The organism is Streptomyces achromogenes subsp. achromogenes, from assembly GCF_000720835.1.
GTDB lineage: Bacteria > Actinomycetota > Actinomycetes > Streptomycetales > Streptomycetaceae > Streptomyces > Streptomyces achromogenes.
On the sequence record NZ_JODT01000045.1, the window covers coordinates 1 to 20,230 of the forward strand.

A 20,230-nucleotide genomic window follows, 5' to 3' on the forward strand; every position below is an offset into this window, starting at 1 on the left:
GCAGCAGCTCACCCGTGCTCAGACCACCCTCGGTACCACCGGAACGGCCCGTGACCCGCCTGACACCCTCCTCCGTGGTCACGATCTCGTCATGCGCCTCCGAGCCGGGCACCCGGGCGAGGTCGAAACCGTCGCCGACCTCCACGCCCTTGATCGCCTGGATGCCCATCAGCGCGGCGGCCAGCCGCGCGTCCAACCGCCGGTCCCAGTGCACATGCGAGCCCAGACCGACCGGCACGCCGTAGGCCAGCACCTCGACCACACCGCCGAGGGTGTCACCGTCCTTGTGGGCCTGGTCGATCTCCGCGACCATCGCCTTGGAGGCGTCCGCGTCCAGACACCGCACCGGATCCGCGTCCAGCCTCTCCACATCCGCCGGCGTCGGGTACACCCCGTACGGGGCCTTCGCCGCGGCCAGCTCCACCACGTGCGAGACGATCTCGATCCCGGCCGTCTCCCTCAGGTACGAACGGGCCACCGCGCCCAGCGCCACCCGGGCCGCCGTCTCCCGGGCCGAGGCACGCTCCAGGATCGGACGCGCCTCGTCGAAGCCGTACTTCTGCATACCCGCCAGATCGGCGTGCCCCGGACGCGGACGCGTCAACGGAGCGTTGCGCGCCAGACCGGCCAGCACCTCCGGGTCGACCGGGCGCCGCCGCGCCAGGTGGTCCGCCACCATCTCCGTGGTGATCGGCACACCGGCGGGAAGACCCTCCAGTGTGGCCACGAGCGCGGGGCCGTGTGATTCCCCCGCGGTCAGCCAGCGCAACGTGCTCAACGCTCTCCTCCGGTGCCGCTGTCGGTGAAGGCCCGGTCGCCGTGCAGCCAGGAGACCTTCTCGTACATGTCCCGCTGGGACAAGGCGGAGAGCATCGTGTTGCGCTCCTTCGCCCGCTCACCCGCCGGGTGGTACAGCTCGCTGCCCATGCGGCGGGCGATGAGCTGGGTGCGTCCCGCGCGTTCACGGCGCAGGGCGTTGTACTTCTCCAGGCGCTGCACCAGATCGTCCTCCCGCGCGGTCTCGGTCACCTCGCCGAGGACCACCGCGTCCTCCAGGGCCTGGCAGGCGCCCTGGGCCGCGTACTGCAGCATGGGGTGGGCGGCGTCACCGAGCAGCGCGACCCGGCCCTCGGTCCAGGCCGGGACCGGGTCGCGGTCGCACAGCACCCACTCGCGCCAGCCTTCCCCGAGTTCCAGCAGCCGCCGGGCGGTCGTGCCGATGCCGGGGAACTGGTCGAGCACATGGGCGCGTTCGGCCTCGCGCCCGGCCACCGGCACCGTGGCGCCGTTGTCGCGGGTGACGGCCAGATTGAGGTACCGGCCGCCGCCGATGATGTAGTGCACGAAGTGCCACTTGGGACCGGCCCAGAGGGTGACCGTGTTCCAGCGCAGTTCCTCGGGCACCTTCTCGATCGGTATCACCGAGCGGTAGATGGTGTGTCCCGACACCCGGGGCTCGCCGTCGCCCAGCATCTGCGCGCGCACCGTGGAGCGGATGCCGTCCGCGCCGATCAGTGCCGCGCCGTGGAAGACCCGTCCGTCGGTGGTGTGCGCCGTGACGCCCGTGGCGCTCTGCTCGTAGCGCTCCACCGAGGCGTCGGGGACGAGTTCCACGGCGTCCAGCCCCTGGCAGGCGGACAGCAGCGGCTGGTAGAGGTCGCCGCGGTGCACCACGGCGTAGGGGTTGCCGAACCGGTCGCGGTAGGCCTGGGTCAGCTCCATGCCGGCGACCTTCTCGCCCGTGGTGCCGTCCATGAAGCACAGCTCGTCGGTGAACACGGCCTGCTCGCGCACCCCCTCGCCCACGCCCAGGCGGTCCAGGGCGTGGAACGCGTTGGGCCCGAGCTGGATGCCGGCACCGATCTCGGCGAAGGTGTCACGGCGTTCCAGCACGGTGACCCGGTGCCCGTTGCGGGCCAGCGACACAGCCGTGGCCAGCCCGCCGATGCCGCCCCCGGCGATCAGTATGTGTGTCATTCCGATCCTCAAATCCCTTCACTTGCATACGCGTTGCTGTTCTGTGGGCTAGGCGGAGGCGCGGGCCGGGCCGGCCGGCAGCGGATGAACGGGGAAGAGCCGGTGGAACTCCTCGTGGAATCCGGGGAAGGTCTTGGCGACACAGCCGGGGTCGTCGAGCGTGAGGTTCCCCGTGCGCAGATTCAGCACCGAGAACGCCATGGCGATGCGGTGGTCGCGGTGACAGGCGATCCGCGCGGGCGAGGTGGCGCCCGGGTGCACGGTGATCCAGTCCCGGCCGGTGTCGGTGCGCACGCCCAGCGCGCGCAGGTTCCGGGCGACCGCCTCGATCCGGTCCGACTCCTTGAGCCGGGCATGGCCGATGCCGTGGATGGTCAGGGGAGCGTCGGCCAGCGGGGCGATCGCCGCCAACGTCATGAACGTATCGGAGATGTCCCCCATGTCGACGGCGAAACCGCCCCTGAGCGTGCCGGTTCCGGTGACCGTCACGGCGTCCTCGGTGCGCCGCACCCGGGCCCCGGCCCGCTCCAGCACCTCGGCGAACCGCACATCGCCCTGGAGGCTGCCGTGCCCCAGACCGGGTACGGTCACCGAGTGCCCGGTGACGGCCGCGGCGGCGAGGAAGTACGAGGCGGTGGAGGCGTCCGGCTCGATCCGCAGGTCGGCGGCCCGGTAACCGGTGGGACGCACGGCGAACCCGCCCGGGGCGTCCTCGGCCACCTCGGCGCCGAACCGCCGCATCAGCGCGATCGTCATGTCGACGTAGGGACGGCTCACCAGTTCGCGCACCTTCAGCAGCAGACCGCCGCGCAGCAGCGGGGCCGCCATCAGCAGCCCGCTCAGGAACTGGCTGCTGAGACGGGAGTCGACCTCCAGCTCGCCGCCGTCCAGCCCCTCGGCGCGCACCCGCAGCGGCAGGGTGCCGTCCGGTCCGGTGTCCACCTGGGCGCCCAGGCGGCGCAGCGCGTCGGCGAGCGGTGCCACGGGGCGGGCGGTGAGCTGGTCGCTGCCCGTGAAGACGAAGTCACCGTGGCCGGCGGCGGCCAGCGGCGGCAGGAACCGCGCGGCGGTGCCGGCGTCCGCGCACCAGATGCGGCCGGTGCCCCGCGGGCCGCGGCCCAGCCCGGTCACCTGCCAGGCGCCGTCGTCGTCCGACGACCGGATCCGCACGCCCAGGTCGCCGAGCGCCTGGCGGAAGGCCATGGTGTCGTCGCTGACGAGTGGAGCGGTGAGCACACTGGTCCCCTCCGCCGCGGCGGCGAGCAGGAGCGCTCTGTTGGTCAGTGACTTCGAGCCGGGAACACGGGCGTGCAGCGCCTCGGGTGGCGCGGGGACGGTGGTCATGGCTGTCCTTTGTCGAGTGCGGCCGGCATCGGGAGCGGCGCTGATGGTCTGCGACGGCACGGAGGAACACGGCGGCGGGGTTCCGTACCGGTCAAGGGGCGGCGGAAGCGAGCAGGGCGGTGATCTCTTCGGCGATCTCGCGCGGGCCGCGGTCCTCGGCGCGCACCGACACGACCGCGAGCCGCCTGTACAGGGGCAGCCGGTCACGCATCAGCCGCGTGAGCCCGGCCCGGGGGTCGCCGTCGAGCAGGGGCCGGTCGCCGTCGGCCAGGACCCGGCCCGCCAGCGTTTCCAGACCGGCCCACAGGTGCACCACACGGCACCCGTCCAGCCGGGCCCGGGTGCCTTCGTGCAGGACCGCGCCGCCGCCCAAGGCGAGCACACCGTCGTGCTCGGCCAGGGCCGCGGTGACCGCTTGGTGTTCCAGGAGACGGAAGACCGGCTCGCCCTTCTCCCGCAGCACCTCGGGGGCGGGCCGGCCCGCCAGCCGGGTCACGTCCTCGTCGCTGTCACGGAACGAGACACCCAGCAGCCCGGCCAGCTCCCGGCCGACGGAGGTCTTGCCCACGCCGGGCATGCCGATCAGGATGGCCGCGGGTCCTGTCATGGGGTGCTGCCTTTCGGATCGAGGGACATCGAGCCACCACGGGGCGGGGCGGGCACGCCGGGCGTGGCCGGGCTGCCGGGGGAGGGCTCGCGGGGTCCGGGCCGTGCGCGTCGGGGCGTACGGGCCGGTGACCCGTGGGATGCCGGTCCGCCGGGGCCCCGGCGGACCGGGCCGTACGGGGCCCGCTCCCGCGCCGCGCGGCCCGGTCACGGACCGCGCGGCGGCAGGAGGTTCCCGCCCGCCGCCGGAGAGGGGGGATCCGGCGGCGCGGGCGGGTGTTCGGGGACCGTCCTGGTGGGCCGACCGTGCCGGCGCCGGAGCAGGAGGTCCCGGTCCGGGTGCTCCGTACGGTCCCGGGGCTGTGCGGGGCGCCGGTCAGCCGGTGGCCGGGGTGAGCGCCAGGCCCCGGCCGGCGAGCGCGGCGAGGGCGAAGTCGCCCTCCACGGTGGCCTCCACGTCGAAGGCGTGCCGTTCGGTGGGCGGGTAGCCGATCAGCTCCGCGGCCCGGTTCGGCAGGGGAGCCGCGGCCGCCTCGCGCGACTCCCACAGCAGCACCGCCCCCCACCGGTTCGTGGCCTCGTCCGAGATCCAGAACTTCAGCCGCAGTCCGGGCATCCGGGAGAAGCGGTCCACCGCCTCGTCGCGGAGGAAGTCGCGCAGGGACCCGATGGTCTGCTCGGAGCGGCCCAGGTCCCACCAGGCGATCACCGCGTGCATGTGCCGGCCACCTCCGCCAGCAGCGAGCCGATGATGCGCGGCCCGTCCACGGTCAGCACGGACTCGGCGTGGAACTGCATCGAGGCGAAGCCCGGGGCGCGCAGCGCGTGCACCTCGCCCGTCACCGCGTCCCGGCTCACCTCGACCGTTCCGTACTCCGGGTGGGCGAAGCCGCCGGTGTCGCTGTGGGCGGCGAAGGTGTTGTAGAAACCGACCCGCTCGGTGCGGCCGAAGAGGTCGATCAGGTGCTGGGCGCCCTGGTTGGGCGTCGGGCGGCGCCGCAGGTCCAAGCCGAGGAGCATGCTCAGCACCTGATGGCTCAGGCACACCGCGAGGAACGGCCGCTTCTCCGCCAGGAGTTGGGCCACCGCCGACCGCAGATGGGCGATCTTCGGGTGCGCCGTCTCGCGCGGGTCGCCCGGCCCCGGGCCCATCACCACCAGGTCGTGCGCGTCGAAGTCGTACGCCTCGTCGAAGCGCCGTACCGTCACCTCGCAGTCCAGCGACCGGATCTGATGGGCAATCATCTCCGTGAAGGTGTCCTCGGCGTCCACGATCAGCACCTTGCGCCCGGCCAGCGGACCGTCGGCCGCGCCCGGTCCGTCCGGCTCCCGGAGCCAGAACCGGGCGATGCCGTCGTTGCGGGAGTCCAGCGCCTCGCGCACCGCCGGGTGGGAACCGTACCGGGTGGGCTCGGCGTCCCCGAGCGCGGCCAGCAGACCGGCGGCCTTGGCGCGCGTCTCCTGCACCTCGGAGGCGGGGTCGGAGTGGCGCACGAGGGTCGCGCCCACCCCGATGCGCATCCGTCCGTCCGCGTCGATGTCGGCGGTGCGGATCAGGATCGAGGAGTCCAGCGTGCGCCCGCCGGCCGCGTCGCGTCCGATCAGGGCGGCCACCCCGCTGTAGTAGCCGCGGCCCTGCGGCTCGTAGCGGCTGATGACCCGGGCCGCGCTCTCCAGCGGGGAGCCGGTCACCGTCGGCGCGAACAGGGTCTCGCGCAGGATGTCGCGCACATCGCGGTCGGTGCGGCCCTCGATGAAGTACTCGGTGTGGGCCAGGCGCGCCATCTCCTTCAGGTACGGCCCCCGCACCCGGCCGCCCGCGGGGCAGATCCGGCCCATCATCTTCAGTTCCTCGTCGACGACCATGTACAGCTCGTCGGCTTCCTTCTCGTCGGCGAGGAAGTCCAGCACGCCGTTCAGGTCGGGGCCGGAGGACGGGTAGCGGTAGGTGCCGCTGATGGGGTTCATCACCGCGTTGCCGTCGTGGACGCTGATGTGCCGTTCGGGGGTGGCGCCCACGAGCGTGCGCTCGCCGGTGTGGATCAGGAAGGTCCAGTACGCGCCCGCCTCCCGCTCCACCAGCCGGCGGAAGAACGACAGGGCGGCGGCGCTGTCGAAGTCGGGCAGCAGTGCGGTGAAGGAGCGCTTCATCACGAAGTTGGCGCCCTCGCCGGTGCCGATCTCGTCGGCGACGACCCGGCGCACGGTCTCGGCGTAGGCGTCGTCGTCGACGTCGAAGTGCTCCTCGGTCATCTTCACCGGGTGGTCGGGCAGCAGCGCGAGCGCCGGGCGCAGCGGCAGCGAGGCCTGCTCGCTCACGCGCATCGCCAGCAGCGGGGTGCCGTCGTCGGGCGCGGCGAAACCGCGCTCGGCCAGCTGCCGGTAGGGGATGAGCGCCAGCAGCTCCTGGTGGGCGCCGGTGCCCGCCGGCTCCTGAAGCTCCAGCTCGGCGAGCGTCTCGGCCCGCGTCACCTCGCCGGTCAGCAGCTCCAGGGTGTCCGGCCCCGCGGTCTCGGGACGGTGCAGCAGCGCGAACGCCCCCGCCGACCCGTCGAGGATGCGCGCCAGCAGGCGCTCTGCGTCCCCGGTCCTTGCCATGGTGTGGGTCCTTTCGCCGGCGTCGGCCGTCAGCGGGCCGCCGCGGTGGCCGCGTCGAGTTCGGTCAGTACCGCCTGGGACGTCACGACCTTCGCGGCCCGTTCGGCGGCGTAGGTGAGGGCCAGCCGGTGGTAGTGGGCGGAGAAGTCGGCGACCGCGTCGGCCACCACGAACGTCTCGATGTCGTTCGTGTACGCCTCCACCGCGGTCATCAGCACGCCCACGTGCGCGTACACCCCGCACACGATCAGCTGGTCCCGCCCGCCGGCGCGCATCCGCTCCAACAGGTCGGACTTGAAGAAGGCGCTGTAGCGCCACTTGGTGAAGGTCCAGTCCTCGTCGTCCGGCTCCAGCGGGGAGACCACCTTGCGGTGCTCGGGCGTGGCCCGCATGCCGGGGCCCCAGAAGTCCTTGAGCAGGCCGCGCTGTTCGGGGGTCATGCTGCCGGGCTGCGCGGTGTAGGCGACGGGGACGCCCAGCGCCTTGCAGGTCGCGCGCAGCCGCGCGGTGTTGTCCACCAGGGCCCGGCCGAGGGCGGTGTCGCGGGGGAACGGCTTGAGGAAGTACTCCTGCATGTCGTGCAGCAGCAGCACCGCGCGCCGCGGGTCCACCCGCCAGCCGACGGTGTTCTCGGGCAGCTCCTCGGCGGTCGGCATGGGGTAGGGCTCGACAGGGGGGATGCCGGGCATCGTACGGTGGTTCCTTTCGTCGTCAGACACCGAGGGTGGCTCCGCCGTCCACGGTCAGTTCGTGCATCGTGATGTGGCCCGCGTCCTCGGAGAGCAGGAACGCGACGGCCCGGGCCACGTCCTCGGGCAGGGCGACCTTGCCCAGCGGGATGCCCACCCGGTACTGGTCCGGACGGCCCGCCACGGAGGCCTGGGCGGCGGTCTCGGCGGTGTGCATGCCGCGCAGCATCGGGGTGTCGGTGGAGCCGGGGGCCACCACGTTGCAGCGGATGCCGTACGACGCCACCTCCAGGCCCAGGCACTTGGTGAAGGCGGTGGCGGCGGCCTTGGACGCCGCGTAGGCCGCCATCTCGGCGCGGGCCGTGCCGGCCGCGTTCGACGCCACGGTGACCACGGCGCCGGTGCGGCGCGGGATCATCCGGGCGACCACGGCCCGCGACATGTGGAACACACCGGTGGCGTTGACGGCGAGGGTGGCGTTCCAGTCCTCGTCGGTCAGGGTGTGCGCCGGGCCGAGGCGCAGCACGCCCGCGGTGTTGACCAGCTGGTGCACGGGCCCGAGCCGGGTCTCGACCTCCTCCACGAGCCGCTCCACGGCACTGCTGGAGGTGACGTCGGCGGCGAACTCGGTCACCGCCAGGCCCTCCTTGCGCAGCAGGGCGGCCGTCTCGGCCAGCCGTTCGGCGTCGCGGTCCACGGCCGCCACCGTGGTGCCCTGCTCGGCCAGCAGCCGGGTCACGGCCTCTCCGATGCCGCCGGCCGCCCCGGTGACCAGGGCGAGGGTTTCTTGCACGGTCCGAACCTCCGTACGTGATGTGTCTCGGTGGGAAACGGTGGGCGGAGCCCGGGGATCAGCCCCGCCAGGCCGAGGCCGCCTCGACGGCCTGGCGCGGGTTCAGGCGCGGGTCGCAGAAGCTGAGGTACTTGTCGCCGATGCGCTCCAGGCTGATGTCGTGCGAGACGCACTCGGTGACCGCCTCGGGCGTCGTCTCCAGGTGCAGGCCGGCCGCGACGCCGCCGTTCGCGCGTACCGCCTCCTGGAACGCCTGGATCTCCTGGACCACGGTCGTGACCAGGCGGGTCTTCAGACCTTCGGGACCGGTGACGGTGTTGCCGTGCATCGGGTCCGACAGCCACAGCACCGGATGGCCCTCGCGGGCGACCGCCTCGACCAGCGCCGGCAGCTTCTCGGCCGCGTTCTGGGCGCCCATGCGCGAGATCAGCGTGAGCCGACCCGGGCGACGGTGGGGGTCCAGCTTCTCGCACAGGGCGAGGACCTCCTCGGGCGTCATGCTCGGCCCGACCTTGACCGCCACCGGGTTGGAGACGGCGGCCAGCAGCGCGATGTGCGCGCCGTCCAGCCGGCGGGTGCGCTCGCCCACCCACGGCCAGTGGGTGGAGGTCAGCAGCAGCGTGCCGTCGGGCTCCCGCCGCAGCAGGGGCAGTTCGTAGTCGAGCAGCAGCGCCTCGTGGCTGGTCCACACCGGCGCGCCGAACTCCGGGCGGCGTCCCGCCGAGCCGAGCCAGCCCAGGTAGTGCATGGTGTCGCTGGCGGCGCGGTAGCCGGTGAGCAGATGGCCGGGGTCGGGGCGGCGCAACTCGGCGTCCGGCTCGGGGCGGTTGACCATGTGGCCGCGGTAGACGGGCAGTTCGACCCCGTGCACGGTCTCGGTCGGGTTGGAGCGGGGCTTGCCGAACTGGCCGGCGATCCGGCCGACCCGCAGGACCGGCTTGCCGGAGGCGAGCTTCATCGTCCCCGCCAGCATGTCCAGCAGCGCGGTCTTGCGGGCGACGTCCTCGGGGGTGGCCTCGGCCGGGTCCTCGGCGCAGTCGCCGGACTGGACCACCTGGAGGTGTCCCGCGGCGGCCTCGGCCAGCAGCGCGTGCAGACGGCGTACCGACTCCAGGTCCACCAGGGCGGGCATCCGGGCCAGGTGGGTGCGGACGCCGGCGAGGTCGGGGTGAGCGGACCAGTCGGGCTGCTGGAGAGCGGGCAGGGATCGGAGGTGGGACTCAACGTCGATCATCAGATTCCCTCGGCAGAGCGCGCCGGAGCGACTCCGGCTGATGGTGGGCGTGATCGTTCGTGAAACAACACAGGGCAGCCGGGCACCGGCCCGGTTCACCGCCCGGTGTTTCATCCGGCAGCGGCTCGTGTACGGCGCTGAGGCCGGGATGGTGGGGGTGGGGCGCCGGCTGTGCCTTCGGAGCGCCCCGCTGTTCACACCACTGTCCGGGACCTGTGTGCGGTTCGGCAACGCCGCGACGCGTAGTCTGTCACGTACGGGGAAGGCGCTTCGGTCGCGCCCGATCCCTCTCAAGTACCGCTGTAATAAAGTGAGTTGAGGAAGCCGGATCGGTGGCCGGATGCCTTCCGGGGTCGTCGGCGGGCGCCTCGTCGCGCACGCTGCCCGGAAGGCCCGGGGCTGTCGGACAGGCCCTAGCGGTCGGCCGGCTCGTCGGCCCTGATGTGGTCGTGGATCAGGGTGAGCCGGGCCAGGGCGACCCGGCTGGAGATGCCCAGCTTGGCGAAGGCGTGCCGCAGATGGCTGTCGACCGTGTGCGGGGAGATGCACAGACGCTGGGCCACGGCGCGGTTGGTCAGTCCTTCGGCCACCAGGCGGGCCACCCGCAGCTCCGCGGGGGTCAGGCTCGCCCAGCCGGGGTGGACCGCGGCCGTGCGCCGGGAGGGGCCCACCGCGGTGGTGGCGGGGGAGTGCGGGCGGGTGTACCGGTCGGCTGCGATGGTGTAGGTCACCGGATGACTCTTTCCGGCGGACCCGGGGGCGGCAACGCCATGACGGTCAGTCCGTCAGGTTCCGGTGCCGGCGCATCACTTCCGGGTGGGCGATACACGTTTTTTGATATGCCGGCCGGGGACGGGCCGGCCGGATCTCGCCCCCGGACATCGCGCGGACACGTGATGCGGAATCCGCCCGCGTCCGCTGGAATGTCGGATGCACCCACCTGTCGAGAGGACATCACCTTGCGTACCGCGCCACCGCACAGCACCTCCCACCGTGCACAGGAGCGGGTCTGATGCTCGACTCAGCGACCGTCGACGCCTATCTGGAGCGCATCGGCGCCAAACGCCCCGAACGTGCCGACGCGAAGGCCCTGGCCCATCTGCACGAGCGGCATGTGCTCAGCGTCCCGTTCGAGAACATCGACTTCGCTTACGGCAGGCCCAGCCCGCCCATCGGCCTCGGTGCCCCCGCCCTGGAAAAGATCATCGGCCGCAATCGCGGCGGCTGCTGTTACGAACTCAACGGCGCCTTCCACGAGCTGCTGCGCAGCCTCGGATTCGACGTCGTGCCCCTGGCCGCCCGGGTGATGGAGGACAACGGCTTCACCCCGCCGCTGGGGCACATGGCCCTGCGGGTCCTGACCGAGGACGGCGACGGGCCGTATCTGGCCGACGTGGGCTACGGAAACGCCTTCCGCCACCCGCTGCGCCTGGCCGAGCGGGGCGAACAAGCCGACGTGCAGGGCACCTTCCGGCTGGTCGAGGCGGACCACGGCGACCTGGACCTGCTGCGGGACGGCGAACTCCAGTACCGCATGGAGCAACGCCCCCGCGAACTGGCGGACTTCGCCGCCATGACCTGGTGGCTGCGCAGCAGCGAGGACTCCCCGTTCCTCGCCCGGCAGGTGTGCACCCTGCCCACCGCGGAGGGCCGCGTCACCCTGGCCGGGCGCACCCTCACCCGGACCACGGGCGAGGGGAAGACCAAGGAACACCTCGCCGACGACACCGCGCTGCTGGCCGCCTACCGCACCGTGTTCGGCATCGAGCTGGCGTCCGTCCCGCCCTCGGCCGACGCCCACGAGCACTCCTGACGTTCCACCGATCCACGGAGACACCCACCATGACGCAACAGCCGACCGGTCTCATCGACGTCCACCACCACGCGATCCCGCCGGCCTACGCCAAGGCGCTGGGCGACCGTGTCGCCATCCCCGGCGTCGACTACCCCACCTGGAGCGCCGAGGCCAGCCTCGATGTGATGGACCGCCACTCCATCGCCGCCGCCGTGCTGTCCATCACCGCCCCCGGGGTCACCTTCGCCGAAGGTGACGAGGCCCGCCGGCTGGCCCGTCAGGTCAACGAGTTCTTCGCCCAGACCGTGGCCGCCCACCCGGACCGCTTCGGCGCCTTCGCCATCCTGCCGCTGCCCGACGTGGCCGCCGCCAAGGACGAACTGGCCTACGCCGTCGACGAACTCGGCCTGGACGGGGTCGGTCTGCTGACCAGCTACGGAAACCGTTACCTGGGCGATCCCGAGTTCGAGCCGCTGCTCGCGGAGATCGCCGAGCGCGGCCTGCCGGTCCACGTCCACCCGGGCACACCGCCGGCCAAGGACCTGGCGACCTTCGATCTGCCGCCGTCGCTGTACGAGTTCACCTTCGAGACCACCCGCACCGTGGTCAGCCTGCTCTTCAACGGGGTGCTGGGGCGCCTTCCGCACCTCAAGCTCATCGTCTCCCACGCGGGCGGCACCCTGCCCTTCCTCGCCCAGCGCCTCACCTACGGGCCGACCATCGGCAAGTACCTCACCGACCGCGCCCCCGCCGACGTGATCGGCCAACTGCGCGGCATCTACTACGACATCGCCATGTCCGCCACCTCGTACGCGCTGCCCGCGCTGACCGAGCTGGCCGCTCCCGACAAGATCCTCTTCGGCAGCGACTACCCGTTCATGCCGGCCTCCCACACCACCGAGAACGTGGAGGGCTTCCACCGCTACCCGGGCTGGGACGACCAGCAGCGCACGGCCATCGGCCGCACCAACGCGCTGGCGCTGTTCCCCCGGCTCGCGGGGGCCTGAGCCCGTATCACAGGCGACGCTCACGGTAGCGCGGGCGCACCCCGGAGGCGTGCGCCCGCTCACGGCGCGCTGGTTCAGCAGACGGGGCGTTCGTGGCGTCCGGCCGGCGCGGACGCGTTCGTCCGGGCGGCCGACGGGCTGGCGGAGGCGCATCCGCGCCACGGGATCCGCATCGGACGGCTGCTCGGCGAGCGGGTGCCGGGCGTCCTGCGGGACCTTGCGCCGGGCCGGGCCGCACGGCCGGCCGAGACGCTCGACGCCCTGCTGATGTCGTGGAACCGGACGGCGCCGGAGGTGGCACGGGCCCTGGACATCCCTCCGCAGACGGCCCGCAAGCGGCTACGACGGCTGGATGCGCTGTTCCGGGAACGGCTGGGTGACCCCGCCTTCCGCTTCGCGGCCCTGCTCGCCCTGCGCACCCGCGCGCCGGCCCCGGCCCCCGGCACGCGACCGACGTCCGCCGGATGAGGACGCGGCGATCTGATCCCGCGCCGTAAGGCGGCACCGCCGTGCCCGGCACGAGACGCCGGCCAGCGCCCTCGGGTCTACGGCGCTGTCGTGCCGGCGGGGTCCCCCGAAGGGCGGGCGACGGCCCAGGCCGCCTCGATCATCCGGAAGATCTCGTCCAGCGCGGTCTCCGGGTCGGCCGCCTCCCGGGCCAGCGAATAGGCGTCGATCACGAACCGCGCGACGGTCCGGCACGCCGTCGTGTCCGGTGGCAGCCCGAGATCGGCGGCGATGGCCGCCGCGAGCGACTCCGCGTGGCGCAGCCGCATCGCCTTCTCGTAGTCCAGCAAGGTCTGTGACGCGTCGATCATGCGCCAGACCGGGGCGGCGCCCTCGCCCGTGCAATGGCCCACCAGGGCCCGGACCTCGCGGCGCAGCGCGGGGATGAGCGGCTCGCCCGGCGCCCGGTCGGTGACCGCCTGGGTCAGGCGCCGCTCGAAGTCCTGGTCCTGGCCGAACACCAGGGCCTCTTTCGAGGGGAAGTGGGCGAAAAGCGTGGTCACGGCCACGTCGGCCTCGGCGGCCACATCGCGGATGCCCACCGCCTCGTACCCGCGTTCCAGGAAGAGCCGCAGGGCGGTGTCGGCGATCTTCTGGCGGGTCGCGGCCTTCTTGCGTTCACGGCGTCCGGTCGGCGCGGTCATGGCGCAACGCTACCAAATACGAAGGTGTAACCGTTCCGAAAAGCTAACCGGTAGTGTTACGGTCTGCGCCATGAAGAAAGTGAGCTTCGCCGAGTTCGGCGGTCCCGACGTTCTCCACCTCATCGACGCTGACGAGCCCCATGCGGGCCCCGGTCGGATACGCGTCGCCGTGCGGGCGGCGGGCGTGAACCCCTTCGACTGGCGGCTCCGGGAAGGCCAGTTCCGGACAACCCGTCCGATCGAGTTGCCGTCGGGAATCGGCCTGGACGCCGCCGGGGTGGTGGACGAGGTCGGCGAGGGTGTCGAAGGGGTCGAGGTCGGCGACCGTGTGTTCGGGGAGGGGGCGAGCACCTACGCCGAGTTCGCCGTACTGTCGGCCTGGGCCCGCATGCCCGAAGGGCTGACGTTCGAGGAGGCGGCCGGATACCCCTCCGTGATGGAGACCGCGCTGCGCGTCATCGGCGAGACCGGCGTCCGGGCCGGGCAGACGCTGCTGGTCAGCGGCGCGTCCGGGGGAGTCGGATCGGCGGTCCTCCAGATCGCCCGCGACCGCGGCATCACGGTGATCGGCACGGCCGGGGCTGCCAACCAGGACTATCTGCGCGGCCTGGGCGCCCTCGCCACGACGTACGGCGCGGGCTGGGTGGAGCGGGTGCGGCGATTCGGCCACGTCGACGCCGCTCTCGATCTGGCCGGCTCCGGCGTGCTCCGCGAACTCGTCGAGCTGACGGGGGATCCGCGCAAGGTGGTCTCCATCGCCGACGCGAGCGCGCCGGAGTTCGGTGTCCGGTTCTCCGGCGTGGCGGGCAGCGTGCCGGACGCCCTCGCCGAGACCGTCCGTCTCCTGGCGCTCGGCAGGCTGCACATCCCGGTGGAGAAGTCGTACCCGCTCGCCGAGGCCGCGGCGGCGCACACCGACAGTCAGGCCGGTCACACCCGCGGACGCCGCGTCCTGACCGTCTGACGGCCGGCCCGGCGCCGCCCGCGCGCGGACGGCGGTGCCTTCGCGCGGTCGAGAGACCCTTCCCGCGTGTTCACGGGGGCCCTCCGGGCCGGCGCGGGGCGCCGGTCAGAGGGCGGAGACGGTGCTTTCCACGATGCCGAGCAGGGCGTCCCTGTCCTTCTGGATGCGGGCGAGCACCCGCAGTCCGTAGTACGTGCTCAGTATCTGGCGGGCGAGCGTCCCGGCGCTCCGTTCCGACGAGATCTCCCCGGAACGCTGCCCCCGCGCGATGGTCTCGGCCAGCGCGCGCTCCACCGTGGTGAAGTGCCGGCGGACCTCCTCGCGGACCTCGTCGTCCGAATCGGCCTTCTCCACCGACGCGTTGATGGTGAAGCATCCGGAGGCCTCGGGGTCCGCCAGGTCGGTGTCGACGGCGTGGACCATCAGGTCCCGCAGCCGGTCCTTGGCCGGGCCGGGCCGGTCGAGGAGCGCGGTCTGCTCGGCGGTGTGCGTCTCGTAGTAGTGGCGCAGGGCCCGCAGGTACAACTCCCGCTTGTCGCCGAAGGTGTTGTACAGGCTCGACTGGCCGAGACCGGTCGAGTCGGAGAGGTTCCGGGTCGAGGTGGCCTCGTATCCCCGCCGCCAGAAGGTTTCCATGGCGGCGGTCAGGGCGTGCGTCTCGTCGAACTTCCTTGGCCTGGCCATACCCGCATTCTACGTATTTTGGAGCGAGCGCACGGAAACTCGGGGGCGGATCATCCCGCCACCGCGACGGCCTCGATCTCGATCAGCCAGTCGGGATCGGCGAGGGAGGCGACCTGCACGAAGGACTCGGCGAACGTGTGCGGGACGAAGTACTCGGCCCGCAGCCGCGCGAAGGTCTCCTGGTCCCGGGCGATGTCGGTGACGAACACGGTCGCCTTGACAACCTGGTCGAGACCGGAACCGGCGTTCTTCAGCACGAGGGCCAGGTTGGCCAGCGCCTGCCGGGCCTGGGCCTCGAAGTCGCCCTTGCCGACCGTCGCGCCGTGCTCGTCGATCGGCCCCTGCCCCGAGGTGAAGACCAGGTCGCCGACGCGGATGCCGAGCGCGATCCCGGCGGGGGCGTACCAGTCGGGATCGGCGGTGACGCGGACACGCTGCGGGGCACCGGATGCGTCGGTCATGGGACTCCTCCTAGGGGCGAGGAAAGCGGGGCAACTGACGGAAGGCGAGTCTAGGCGGACCGGCGGACCGGTCAGTCGCCCAACGCCTCCTGGACGGCCAGCACTTGCTCGTCGATCGACCGCTGGCCGGACTCGGTGCCGAAGGAGTCGAAGATGTGGAAGGCGCCGGCCCACTGGTGGAGCGTGACCGGGACGCCCGCCTCCAACAGCCGCCGGCCGTAGTGGAGGCCCTCGTCGCGCAGCGGGTCGTACTGGGCCGTCACGATGTGCGCGGCGGGAAGCCCGCTGAGGTCGTCGGCGCGGTTCGGCGCCGCGTACGGCGAGGTCTCCCGCCGCTCGTGCCCTTCGCCGAGGTAGTGGCGCCACATCGCCTCGGACTGCGGCGTGGACCAGACGGGGGTGTCGTGGAAGCTCCGCGCGGACGGAGTGTCCATGCGGTCGTCGGTCACCGGGTAGGTGAGCAGCTGGAGGGCGAGCCCGGGGCCCTTGCGGTCACGTGCCATCAGGGCGACGGAGGCGGCGAGGGCACCGCCCGCGCTGCAGCCCGCGACACCCAGGCGTCCGGGGTCGACCCCCAGCTCGCCGGCGTGGGCGGCGAGCCACCGCAGGGCCGCGTAGCAGTCCTCGGCGCCCGCGGGGAAGGGGTTCTCGGGCGCCAGCCGGTACTCGACGCTCACCACGACGACGTTCGCGCGCGAGGCGAACCACACGCACTGGTTGTGCTCGGTCTCCAGGCTGCCCATCACGAAGCCGCCGCCGTGGATCCACAGCAGACCGCCGTGCGGACCGGCCGTCTTGGGGATGTAGATGCGTACGGTGACGTCGGGCGCGCCCTCGGGACCGGGGATGAGCCGCTCGGTGACCGTGAGGGCGCTCGTGTCGGCCGGCTCCCACTGGGCCTCGAGGTCCTTGAGGGTGCGGCGGGCGACGTCCGGCTGGGCGACATCGAGGTAGGGGATCTCCTCGACGAGCGGGGCCAGATCCGGGCGGAGTGTCATACGGGTGGGCGCGGGCGTGGCGTCTTTGCTGGTGGCGTCACTCATGGGGTCATCGTGTCCTGCGGGCAAGGGAGTTCGCCGCCGACATCTGTCGCGACTTGGGGCGCCCCGGCCGACGATTGGTGTGCCGACCTGACGGAGTCTGCCCCGGGTGAGGGTGCCGGCCCGCTCCCCGGATCTAGCCTGCGCGGGTGTACGAACTGATGCCGAACCCATCGCAGCCGCTCGCCGGGCGTTCCGCGGCGGACCCTGGCCGTCGGGACGCGTCGGCGGGCTCCCCCCCGGCCTCCGGGCAAGGCCCGCTGCCGGGCCTCCGCACGGCTCGGGACGCCTCTGCCGGTCGGCGCCGTGGGCCGAGCCCCGCCGCCGGCCAGGGATGTCCGGCGGGGTCCGTCGCCGGACACGGTTGTCCGGCGGGTCCCGCCGCCGGTCAGCGTCATCTGCCCGACTCGTCCGCCGGACTCTCCGGCGGGCCGTGCGCGGGGCTGACCGGCGGGCCGTGTGCGGAGTTCTCCGCCGGACCGTCCGCCGGGCCGCCCCTCGGGTTCTCCGCGGAAGCTCGCGTGGACGCCGGGTGGGGCTCGGCGCCCGGCCCGGTGTCCGCTCGCGCCGCCGATCCCGGGTGGAACGTCGCCGATCCCGGGTGGAACGTCGCGGATCCCACGTGGGACATCACGGATCCCGCGTGGGACTGGGGGACCGGCGTCGAGGCGGGGCCGGTGCCCGGTGGTCCGGCCGGCCACGGGCCGTACGACGACCTGTGGCGGCCGGGCGGACTCGGGGACCCGGCGCTCGTCCAGGCGGTGCTCTCGTCCGCGATGCCCGAGGCCCAGCGGTCCCGCGCGCTGTACCTGCTCGGGCTCGCCCTGGCCGGTCCGATGCGGGCCGCCGCCGTGGTCGTCACCGAACCCGCCGCCCTGTCCGAGGCGTTGCGCGCCTGCGCCGCGGGTCTGCTAGCGCCGCCCACCCGGGCGGGCGGTCCGGCCCCCCAGGCGGCGCTGTGGCCCAGGGTGGGCGTCCTGCTGCTGCCCGCGGCCGGCACCGCCCGGCCCCCGGCCCCGGTGCCCTGCGGCGTGGCCGTCGGCCTGGGCCCGGCGGTCGCCCCCGAGCGGCTTCCCGAGTCGTGGACCGAGGCCCGGCGCGCCGCGCGGTTCGCGGGCCTGGGCCCGACCTGGCCCCGGCTGGCGGACGCGGCGGAACTCGGGGCCGAGGCCCTGCTGGCCGACATACCCCGGCACACGGCGCTCGCGCACCCGGACGTGGCGGCGCTCGCCCGCCTCGAAGCCGAGCCGGACGGGGCGCAGATGCTGGCGACCCTGGAGACCGTCTGCCGCACCCGATCGCTGCGGGAGGCGGCCAAGCTGCTGTGTCTGCACCACAGTTCCGTCGCCCACCGGGTGACGAGGGCCGAACGTGCCCTGGGCATGTCGCTGAGCGACCCCGCGCAGCGGCAGCGCGCCTGGACCGCGCTGCTGCTGTGGCGGCTGAACGCCCCTGGCAACTGGCGCGACTGAGCCGCCACTTCGGGGCCGCATCTCACCCTTCCCGAGTTTTGAAGCAGTCGCTCCGAAATGTGCTAGCGTCACTCCCCGAGGACGCCCTTCCGCTCATGACCGGACACAACACCGGTCCGCACCCCCGCATTTGGAGGCATTCCATGCCCCTGGCCGTCTACATCCTCGGCTTGGGAATCTTCACCCAAGGCACATCGGAGTTCATGCTCTCCGGACTGCTCCCCAACCTGGCCGACGACCTGGGTGTCTCCATCCCCGATGCCGGGCTGCTGATCTCGGCGTTCGCCATAGGCATGGTCGTCGGGGCACCGCTCCTCGCGGTCGCCACGCTCAAGTGGCCCCGCCGCACGGCCCTGGTCGCCCTGCAGGCCGCCTTCATCGCCGCGCACATCGTCGGCGCCCTCGCCCCGGGCTACGGAGTCCTGTTCGCCACGCGGGTCATCAGCGCGCTCGCCTACGCGGGCTTCTGGGGTGTCGCCGTGGCCACCGCCGTCGCCCTCGTCCCGGCGAACGCCAAGGGCAAGGCGGTCGCGGTCGTCGCCAGCGGACTCACCCTCGCCACCATCATCGGCGTCCCCGCGGGCACGGTGCTCAGCCAGTTCGCCGGATGGCGCGCCGCCTTCTGGGGCGTGGCCCTGCTCACCCTGATCAGCCTGGCCTGCTCGGTGTTCGCCATTCCCGGCGGGCGGGGGTCCGCGGAGGAGACGCGTACCGTCCGCGCCGAACTGCGGGCGATGGCCCGGCCGCAGCTGTGGCTCTCGTACGCGGTGACGGCGTTCTCCTTCGGCGCCGTCATCGTCACCTTCAGCTACCTCGCCTCCCTGCTCACCGACGTCACCGGACTGGCCGACGGCTGGGTGCCCGTCCTGCTGGCGCTGTTCGGCGTCGGCGGCCTGCTCGGCATGGTCATCGGCGGCAGGACCGCGGAGGCCTATCCGATCCGCACGCTCGCGCTCGGCACCGGTGTCCTCGCCGTGGCCTCCGCACTGCTCGCCGTCCTGGCGGACAACACCGTCGTCACCGTGGCCCTGGTCTTCGTCCTCGGCATGGCGGGATACGTCACCAACCCGATCCTGCAGTCCCGGGTCTTCGTCGTCGCACCCGGCGCACCGACGCTGGTCGGCGCCACCAACACCTCGGCCTTCAACGTCGGCAACACGCTCGCTCCGGCCCTCGGCGGCATGACCATCAACGCCGGGTTCGGCTTCGCCTCGGTGGCCTGGGTCGGAGCGGCGCTCGCCACCGCCGGCCTCCTCGGGACCCTGTGGGCGGGACACCTCCAGTACCGCTCCCGCCCGGTCAAGGGCGCTGTGGTCGCGGGCGGCGGCAGCGGCACGCGCCAAGGCCAGGAGCGCACCGAAACCCCCGTGTGACCCGGTACGACGGCCCCTGCCCCTGCCCAGTGCCCCCTGTCGCCCACGTCGCTTGAGCCGACAGCGGGCGTACCCGAAAAGCGCCGTGCCCCGGCCCGTTGCCTCCCCCGCCGACGGACCGGGGCACGGTCATGCCCGGAAGGATTCGACGGCGGTCAGGCCGTGATGCCGCCGTCGATCACCAGGTCGTGGCCGAGGGCGAAGCCCGACTCCGGCGAGGCCAGGTACAGCACCGCCGCCGCGCCCTCCTCCAGGGAACCGATCCGGCCGAGCGGGAACATGCCCTTGGCGCGCTCCACGCGCTCCTCCGGCGTCTCGTTCTCCAGCAGCGACATGGGAGTGTCCATCGAGGACGGGCTGAGCGTGTTCACCCTGATCCCGTCGGCGGCGTACTCACGCGCCGCGCTCCGCCCGAGCGCCGCGATCGCCGCCTTGCTCGCCCCGTAGGCGCCGGCCCCCGGAATCGTCAGGTGTGCGCCGACCACCGAGCCCACGTTGACGATGACACCGCCGCCGTGCGCCCGCATGTGGCGGATCTCGTGCTTCATCGACCGCCAGGTCCCCAGCAGGTTGATCTGCAGTGTCTGCTCGAAGACGTCCTCGGCGAGCTCGGCGAGCCCGGCCGGCTCGGGCAGGTATCCGGCGTTGTTGACCGCGATGTCCAGGCCGCCGTGCCGTTCCACGACCGTCCTGACCAGCGCCTCCACCTCCGCCTCGACGGCGATGTCGACGGTCGCCCAGCTCGCCTCGCCGCCGTCCTTCTCGATCAGCTCGACCGTCTCGACCAGCCGGTCGGAGGTGCGTCCGGCGACCACCACGGTGGCACCCTCGCGGGCGAAGGCCACCGCGGTGGCGCGGCCGATCCCGGATCCGCCACCGGTGACCAGCGCCACCTTGCCGGTGAAGCGATCAGTCATGTCTCTCATCCCATCGTCGCTACCTGCGTGCACGCGCACGTCGCACGCGCCGCGCACGCACCACGATGGGCGCAACCGCCGCCCGCGCCATCACGTGTTCACCTGGTTTTTCGCGGCCGGGGCGA

The 20,230-nt window shown here is 72.9% G+C and carries 21 protein-coding genes; 6 read left to right on the forward strand and 15 right to left on the reverse strand.

Annotated features, from left to right (window positions below):
- The 10 genes from aroC to IH25_RS0132840 all read right to left on the reverse strand — a co-directional run.
- Positions 1 to 778, reverse strand: a 778-nt coding sequence (gene aroC / locus IH25_RS0132795) for a chorismate synthase (protein ID WP_037656104.1), incomplete at its 3' end; no start/stop codon positions are given.
- Complete coding sequence (locus IH25_RS0132800) at positions 775 to 1,977, reverse strand: 3-hydroxybenzoate 6-monooxygenase (RefSeq protein WP_030619181.1); 1,203 nt, start codon at positions 1,975 to 1,977, stop codon at positions 775 to 777. The genes aroC and IH25_RS0132800, both read right to left, overlap by 4 nt.
- A gap of 48 nt (positions 1,978 to 2,025) precedes the next feature.
- On the reverse strand, positions 2,026 to 3,321 hold the full coding sequence (gene aroA, locus IH25_RS0132805; RefSeq protein WP_030619183.1) for a 3-phosphoshikimate 1-carboxyvinyltransferase: 1,296 nt from the start codon (positions 3,319 to 3,321) through the stop codon (positions 2,026 to 2,028).
- A 91-nt stretch (positions 3,322 to 3,412) separates the two neighbouring features.
- Positions 3,413 to 3,928 (reverse strand): shikimate kinase, encoded by a 516-nt coding sequence (locus IH25_RS0132810; RefSeq protein ID WP_030619185.1) that lies wholly within the window; start codon positions 3,926 to 3,928, stop codon positions 3,413 to 3,415.
- A 375-nt stretch (positions 3,929 to 4,303) separates the two neighbouring features.
- Positions 4,304 to 4,645 (reverse strand): hypothetical protein, encoded by a 342-nt coding sequence (locus tag IH25_RS0132815; protein ID WP_030619188.1) that lies wholly within the window; start codon positions 4,643 to 4,645, stop codon positions 4,304 to 4,306.
- Positions 4,633 to 6,525: an anthranilate synthase family protein gene (locus IH25_RS0132820; protein WP_030619190.1), complete on the reverse strand. Its 1,893-nt coding sequence runs from the start codon at positions 6,523 to 6,525 to the stop codon at positions 4,633 to 4,635. The genes IH25_RS0132815 and IH25_RS0132820 overlap by 13 nt, the downstream gene beginning before the upstream one ends.
- 29 nt (positions 6,526 to 6,554) lie before the next feature.
- Positions 6,555 to 7,214 (reverse strand): isochorismatase family protein, encoded by a 660-nt coding sequence (locus tag IH25_RS0132825; protein WP_030619193.1) that lies wholly within the window; start codon positions 7,212 to 7,214, stop codon positions 6,555 to 6,557.
- A 22-nt stretch (positions 7,215 to 7,236) separates the two neighbouring features.
- Positions 7,237 to 8,007, reverse strand: a complete 771-nt coding sequence (locus tag IH25_RS0132830; RefSeq protein WP_030619195.1) for a 2,3-dihydro-2,3-dihydroxybenzoate dehydrogenase — start codon at positions 8,005 to 8,007, stop codon at positions 7,237 to 7,239.
- Between the two features lie 58 nt (positions 8,008 to 8,065).
- Positions 8,066 to 9,241 (reverse strand): 3-deoxy-7-phosphoheptulonate synthase, encoded by a 1,176-nt coding sequence (locus IH25_RS0132835; RefSeq protein ID WP_030619196.1) that lies wholly within the window; start codon positions 9,239 to 9,241, stop codon positions 8,066 to 8,068.
- 413 nt (positions 9,242 to 9,654) lie between these two features.
- A complete protein-coding gene (locus IH25_RS0132840) occupies positions 9,655 to 9,972 on the reverse strand; it encodes a helix-turn-helix domain-containing protein (protein ID WP_078844545.1) in 318 nt (105 codons plus the stop codon).
- Positions 9,973 to 10,253: 281 nt separating this feature from the next.
- Here IH25_RS0132840 and IH25_RS0132845 point away from each other — a divergent pair, with 281 nt between their 5' ends.
- The 3 genes from IH25_RS0132845 to IH25_RS38065 all read left to right on the forward strand — a co-directional run bounded on the left by IH25_RS0132845 (position 10,254) and on the right by IH25_RS38065 (position 12,511).
- Positions 10,254 to 11,054 (forward strand): arylamine N-acetyltransferase family protein, encoded by an 801-nt coding sequence (locus tag IH25_RS0132845; protein ID WP_030619200.1) that lies wholly within the window; start codon positions 10,254 to 10,256, stop codon positions 11,052 to 11,054.
- Between the two features lie 29 nt (positions 11,055 to 11,083).
- Positions 11,084 to 12,043, forward strand: coding sequence for an amidohydrolase family protein (locus tag IH25_RS0132850; RefSeq protein ID WP_030619203.1), 960 nt, complete (start codon positions 11,084 to 11,086; stop codon positions 12,041 to 12,043).
- Between the two features lie 195 nt (positions 12,044 to 12,238).
- Positions 12,239 to 12,511, forward strand: coding sequence for a helix-turn-helix domain-containing protein (locus tag IH25_RS38065; RefSeq protein WP_030619206.1), 273 nt, complete (start codon positions 12,239 to 12,241; stop codon positions 12,509 to 12,511).
- A 77-nt stretch (positions 12,512 to 12,588) separates the two neighbouring features.
- On the opposite strand, the gene IH25_RS0132860 is transcribed toward IH25_RS38065, so the two are convergent.
- Complete coding sequence (locus IH25_RS0132860) at positions 12,589 to 13,194, reverse strand: TetR/AcrR family transcriptional regulator (protein ID WP_030619209.1); 606 nt, start codon at positions 13,192 to 13,194, stop codon at positions 12,589 to 12,591.
- A gap of 70 nt (positions 13,195 to 13,264) precedes the next feature.
- On the opposite strand from IH25_RS0132860, the gene IH25_RS0132865 reads away from it, so the two are divergent.
- The gene (locus IH25_RS0132865; protein WP_030619212.1) at positions 13,265 to 14,158 is read left to right on the forward strand and encodes an NADP-dependent oxidoreductase; all 894 of its coding nucleotides are present in this window, start codon (positions 13,265 to 13,267) and stop codon (positions 14,156 to 14,158) included.
- Positions 14,159 to 14,263: 105 nt separating this feature from the next.
- On the opposite strand, the gene IH25_RS0132870 is transcribed toward IH25_RS0132865, so the two are convergent.
- The 3 genes from IH25_RS0132870 to IH25_RS0132880 form a co-directional block, all read right to left on the reverse strand.
- Entirely contained in the window at positions 14,264 to 14,842 is a 579-nt protein-coding gene (locus IH25_RS0132870; RefSeq protein WP_030619214.1) for a TetR/AcrR family transcriptional regulator, read from the reverse strand.
- A gap of 50 nt (positions 14,843 to 14,892) precedes the next feature.
- The gene (locus tag IH25_RS0132875) at positions 14,893 to 15,303 is read right to left on the reverse strand and encodes a RidA family protein (protein WP_030619217.1); all 411 of its coding nucleotides are present in this window, start codon (positions 15,301 to 15,303) and stop codon (positions 14,893 to 14,895) included.
- A 71-nt stretch (positions 15,304 to 15,374) separates the two neighbouring features.
- Positions 15,375 to 16,346 carry an alpha/beta hydrolase gene (locus IH25_RS0132880; RefSeq protein ID WP_051754329.1) on the reverse strand — a complete coding sequence of 324 codons (972 nt, stop codon included), beginning with the start codon at positions 16,344 to 16,346 and terminating at the stop codon, positions 15,375 to 15,377.
- 518 nt (positions 16,347 to 16,864) lie between these two features.
- Between IH25_RS0132880 and IH25_RS0132885 the strand changes: the two genes are divergently transcribed.
- Complete coding sequence (locus IH25_RS0132885) at positions 16,865 to 17,815, forward strand: helix-turn-helix domain-containing protein (RefSeq protein WP_051754331.1); 951 nt, start codon at positions 16,865 to 16,867, stop codon at positions 17,813 to 17,815.
- A 143-nt stretch (positions 17,816 to 17,958) separates the two neighbouring features.
- Entirely contained in the window at positions 17,959 to 19,188 is a 1,230-nt protein-coding gene (locus IH25_RS0132890) for a Cmx/CmrA family chloramphenicol efflux MFS transporter (protein ID WP_078844546.1), read from the forward strand.
- Between the two features lie 155 nt (positions 19,189 to 19,343).
- Here the strand turns inward: IH25_RS0132890 and IH25_RS0132895 are convergent, their stop codons facing one another.
- On the reverse strand, positions 19,344 to 20,105 hold the full coding sequence (locus IH25_RS0132895) for an SDR family NAD(P)-dependent oxidoreductase (protein WP_030619228.1): 762 nt from the start codon (positions 20,103 to 20,105) through the stop codon (positions 19,344 to 19,346).
- Positions 20,106 to 20,230 lie beyond the last annotated feature (125 nt).

What these genes read in the sequence shown, in the direction of transcription:
- IH25_RS0132800 (WP_030619181.1), bottom strand. Translation starts at nt 1,977, where the DNA reads ATGACACACATACTGATCGCCGGGGGCGGCATCGGCGGGCTGGCCACG.
- aroA (WP_030619183.1), bottom strand. Translation starts at nt 3,321, where the DNA reads ATGACCACCGTCCCCGCGCCACCCGAGGCGCTGCACGCCCGTGTTCCC.
- IH25_RS0132810 (WP_030619185.1), bottom strand. Translation starts at nt 3,928, where the DNA reads ATGACAGGACCCGCGGCCATCCTGATCGGCATGCCCGGCGTGGGCAAG.
- IH25_RS0132815 (WP_030619188.1), bottom strand. Translation starts at nt 4,645, where the DNA reads ATGCACGCGGTGATCGCCTGGTGGGACCTGGGCCGCTCCGAGCAGACC.
- IH25_RS0132820 (WP_030619190.1), bottom strand. Translation starts at nt 6,525, where the DNA reads ATGGCAAGGACCGGGGACGCAGAGCGCCTGCTGGCGCGCATCCTCGAC.
- IH25_RS0132825 (WP_030619193.1), bottom strand. Translation starts at nt 7,214, where the DNA reads ATGCCCGGCATCCCCCCTGTCGAGCCCTACCCCATGCCGACCGCCGAG.
- IH25_RS0132835 (WP_030619196.1), bottom strand. Translation starts at nt 9,241, where the DNA reads ATGATCGACGTTGAGTCCCACCTCCGATCCCTGCCCGCTCTCCAGCAG.
- IH25_RS0132845 (WP_030619200.1), top strand. Translation starts at nt 10,254, where the DNA reads ATGCTCGACTCAGCGACCGTCGACGCCTATCTGGAGCGCATCGGCGCC.
- IH25_RS0132850 (WP_030619203.1), top strand. Translation starts at nt 11,084, where the DNA reads ATGACGCAACAGCCGACCGGTCTCATCGACGTCCACCACCACGCGATC.
- IH25_RS0132860 (WP_030619209.1), bottom strand. Translation starts at nt 13,194, where the DNA reads ATGACCGCGCCGACCGGACGCCGTGAACGCAAGAAGGCCGCGACCCGC.
- IH25_RS0132865 (WP_030619212.1), top strand. Translation starts at nt 13,265, where the DNA reads ATGAAGAAAGTGAGCTTCGCCGAGTTCGGCGGTCCCGACGTTCTCCAC.
- IH25_RS0132870 (WP_030619214.1), bottom strand. Translation starts at nt 14,842, where the DNA reads ATGGCCAGGCCAAGGAAGTTCGACGAGACGCACGCCCTGACCGCCGCC.
- IH25_RS0132875 (WP_030619217.1), bottom strand. Translation starts at nt 15,303, where the DNA reads ATGACCGACGCATCCGGTGCCCCGCAGCGTGTCCGCGTCACCGCCGAT.
- IH25_RS0132880 (WP_051754329.1), bottom strand. Translation starts at nt 16,346, where the DNA reads ATGAGTGACGCCACCAGCAAAGACGCCACGCCCGCGCCCACCCGTATG.
- IH25_RS0132890 (WP_078844546.1), top strand. Translation starts at nt 17,959, where the DNA reads ATGCCCCTGGCCGTCTACATCCTCGGCTTGGGAATCTTCACCCAAGGC.
- IH25_RS0132895 (WP_030619228.1), bottom strand. Translation starts at nt 20,105, where the DNA reads ATGACTGATCGCTTCACCGGCAAGGTGGCGCTGGTCACCGGTGGCGGA.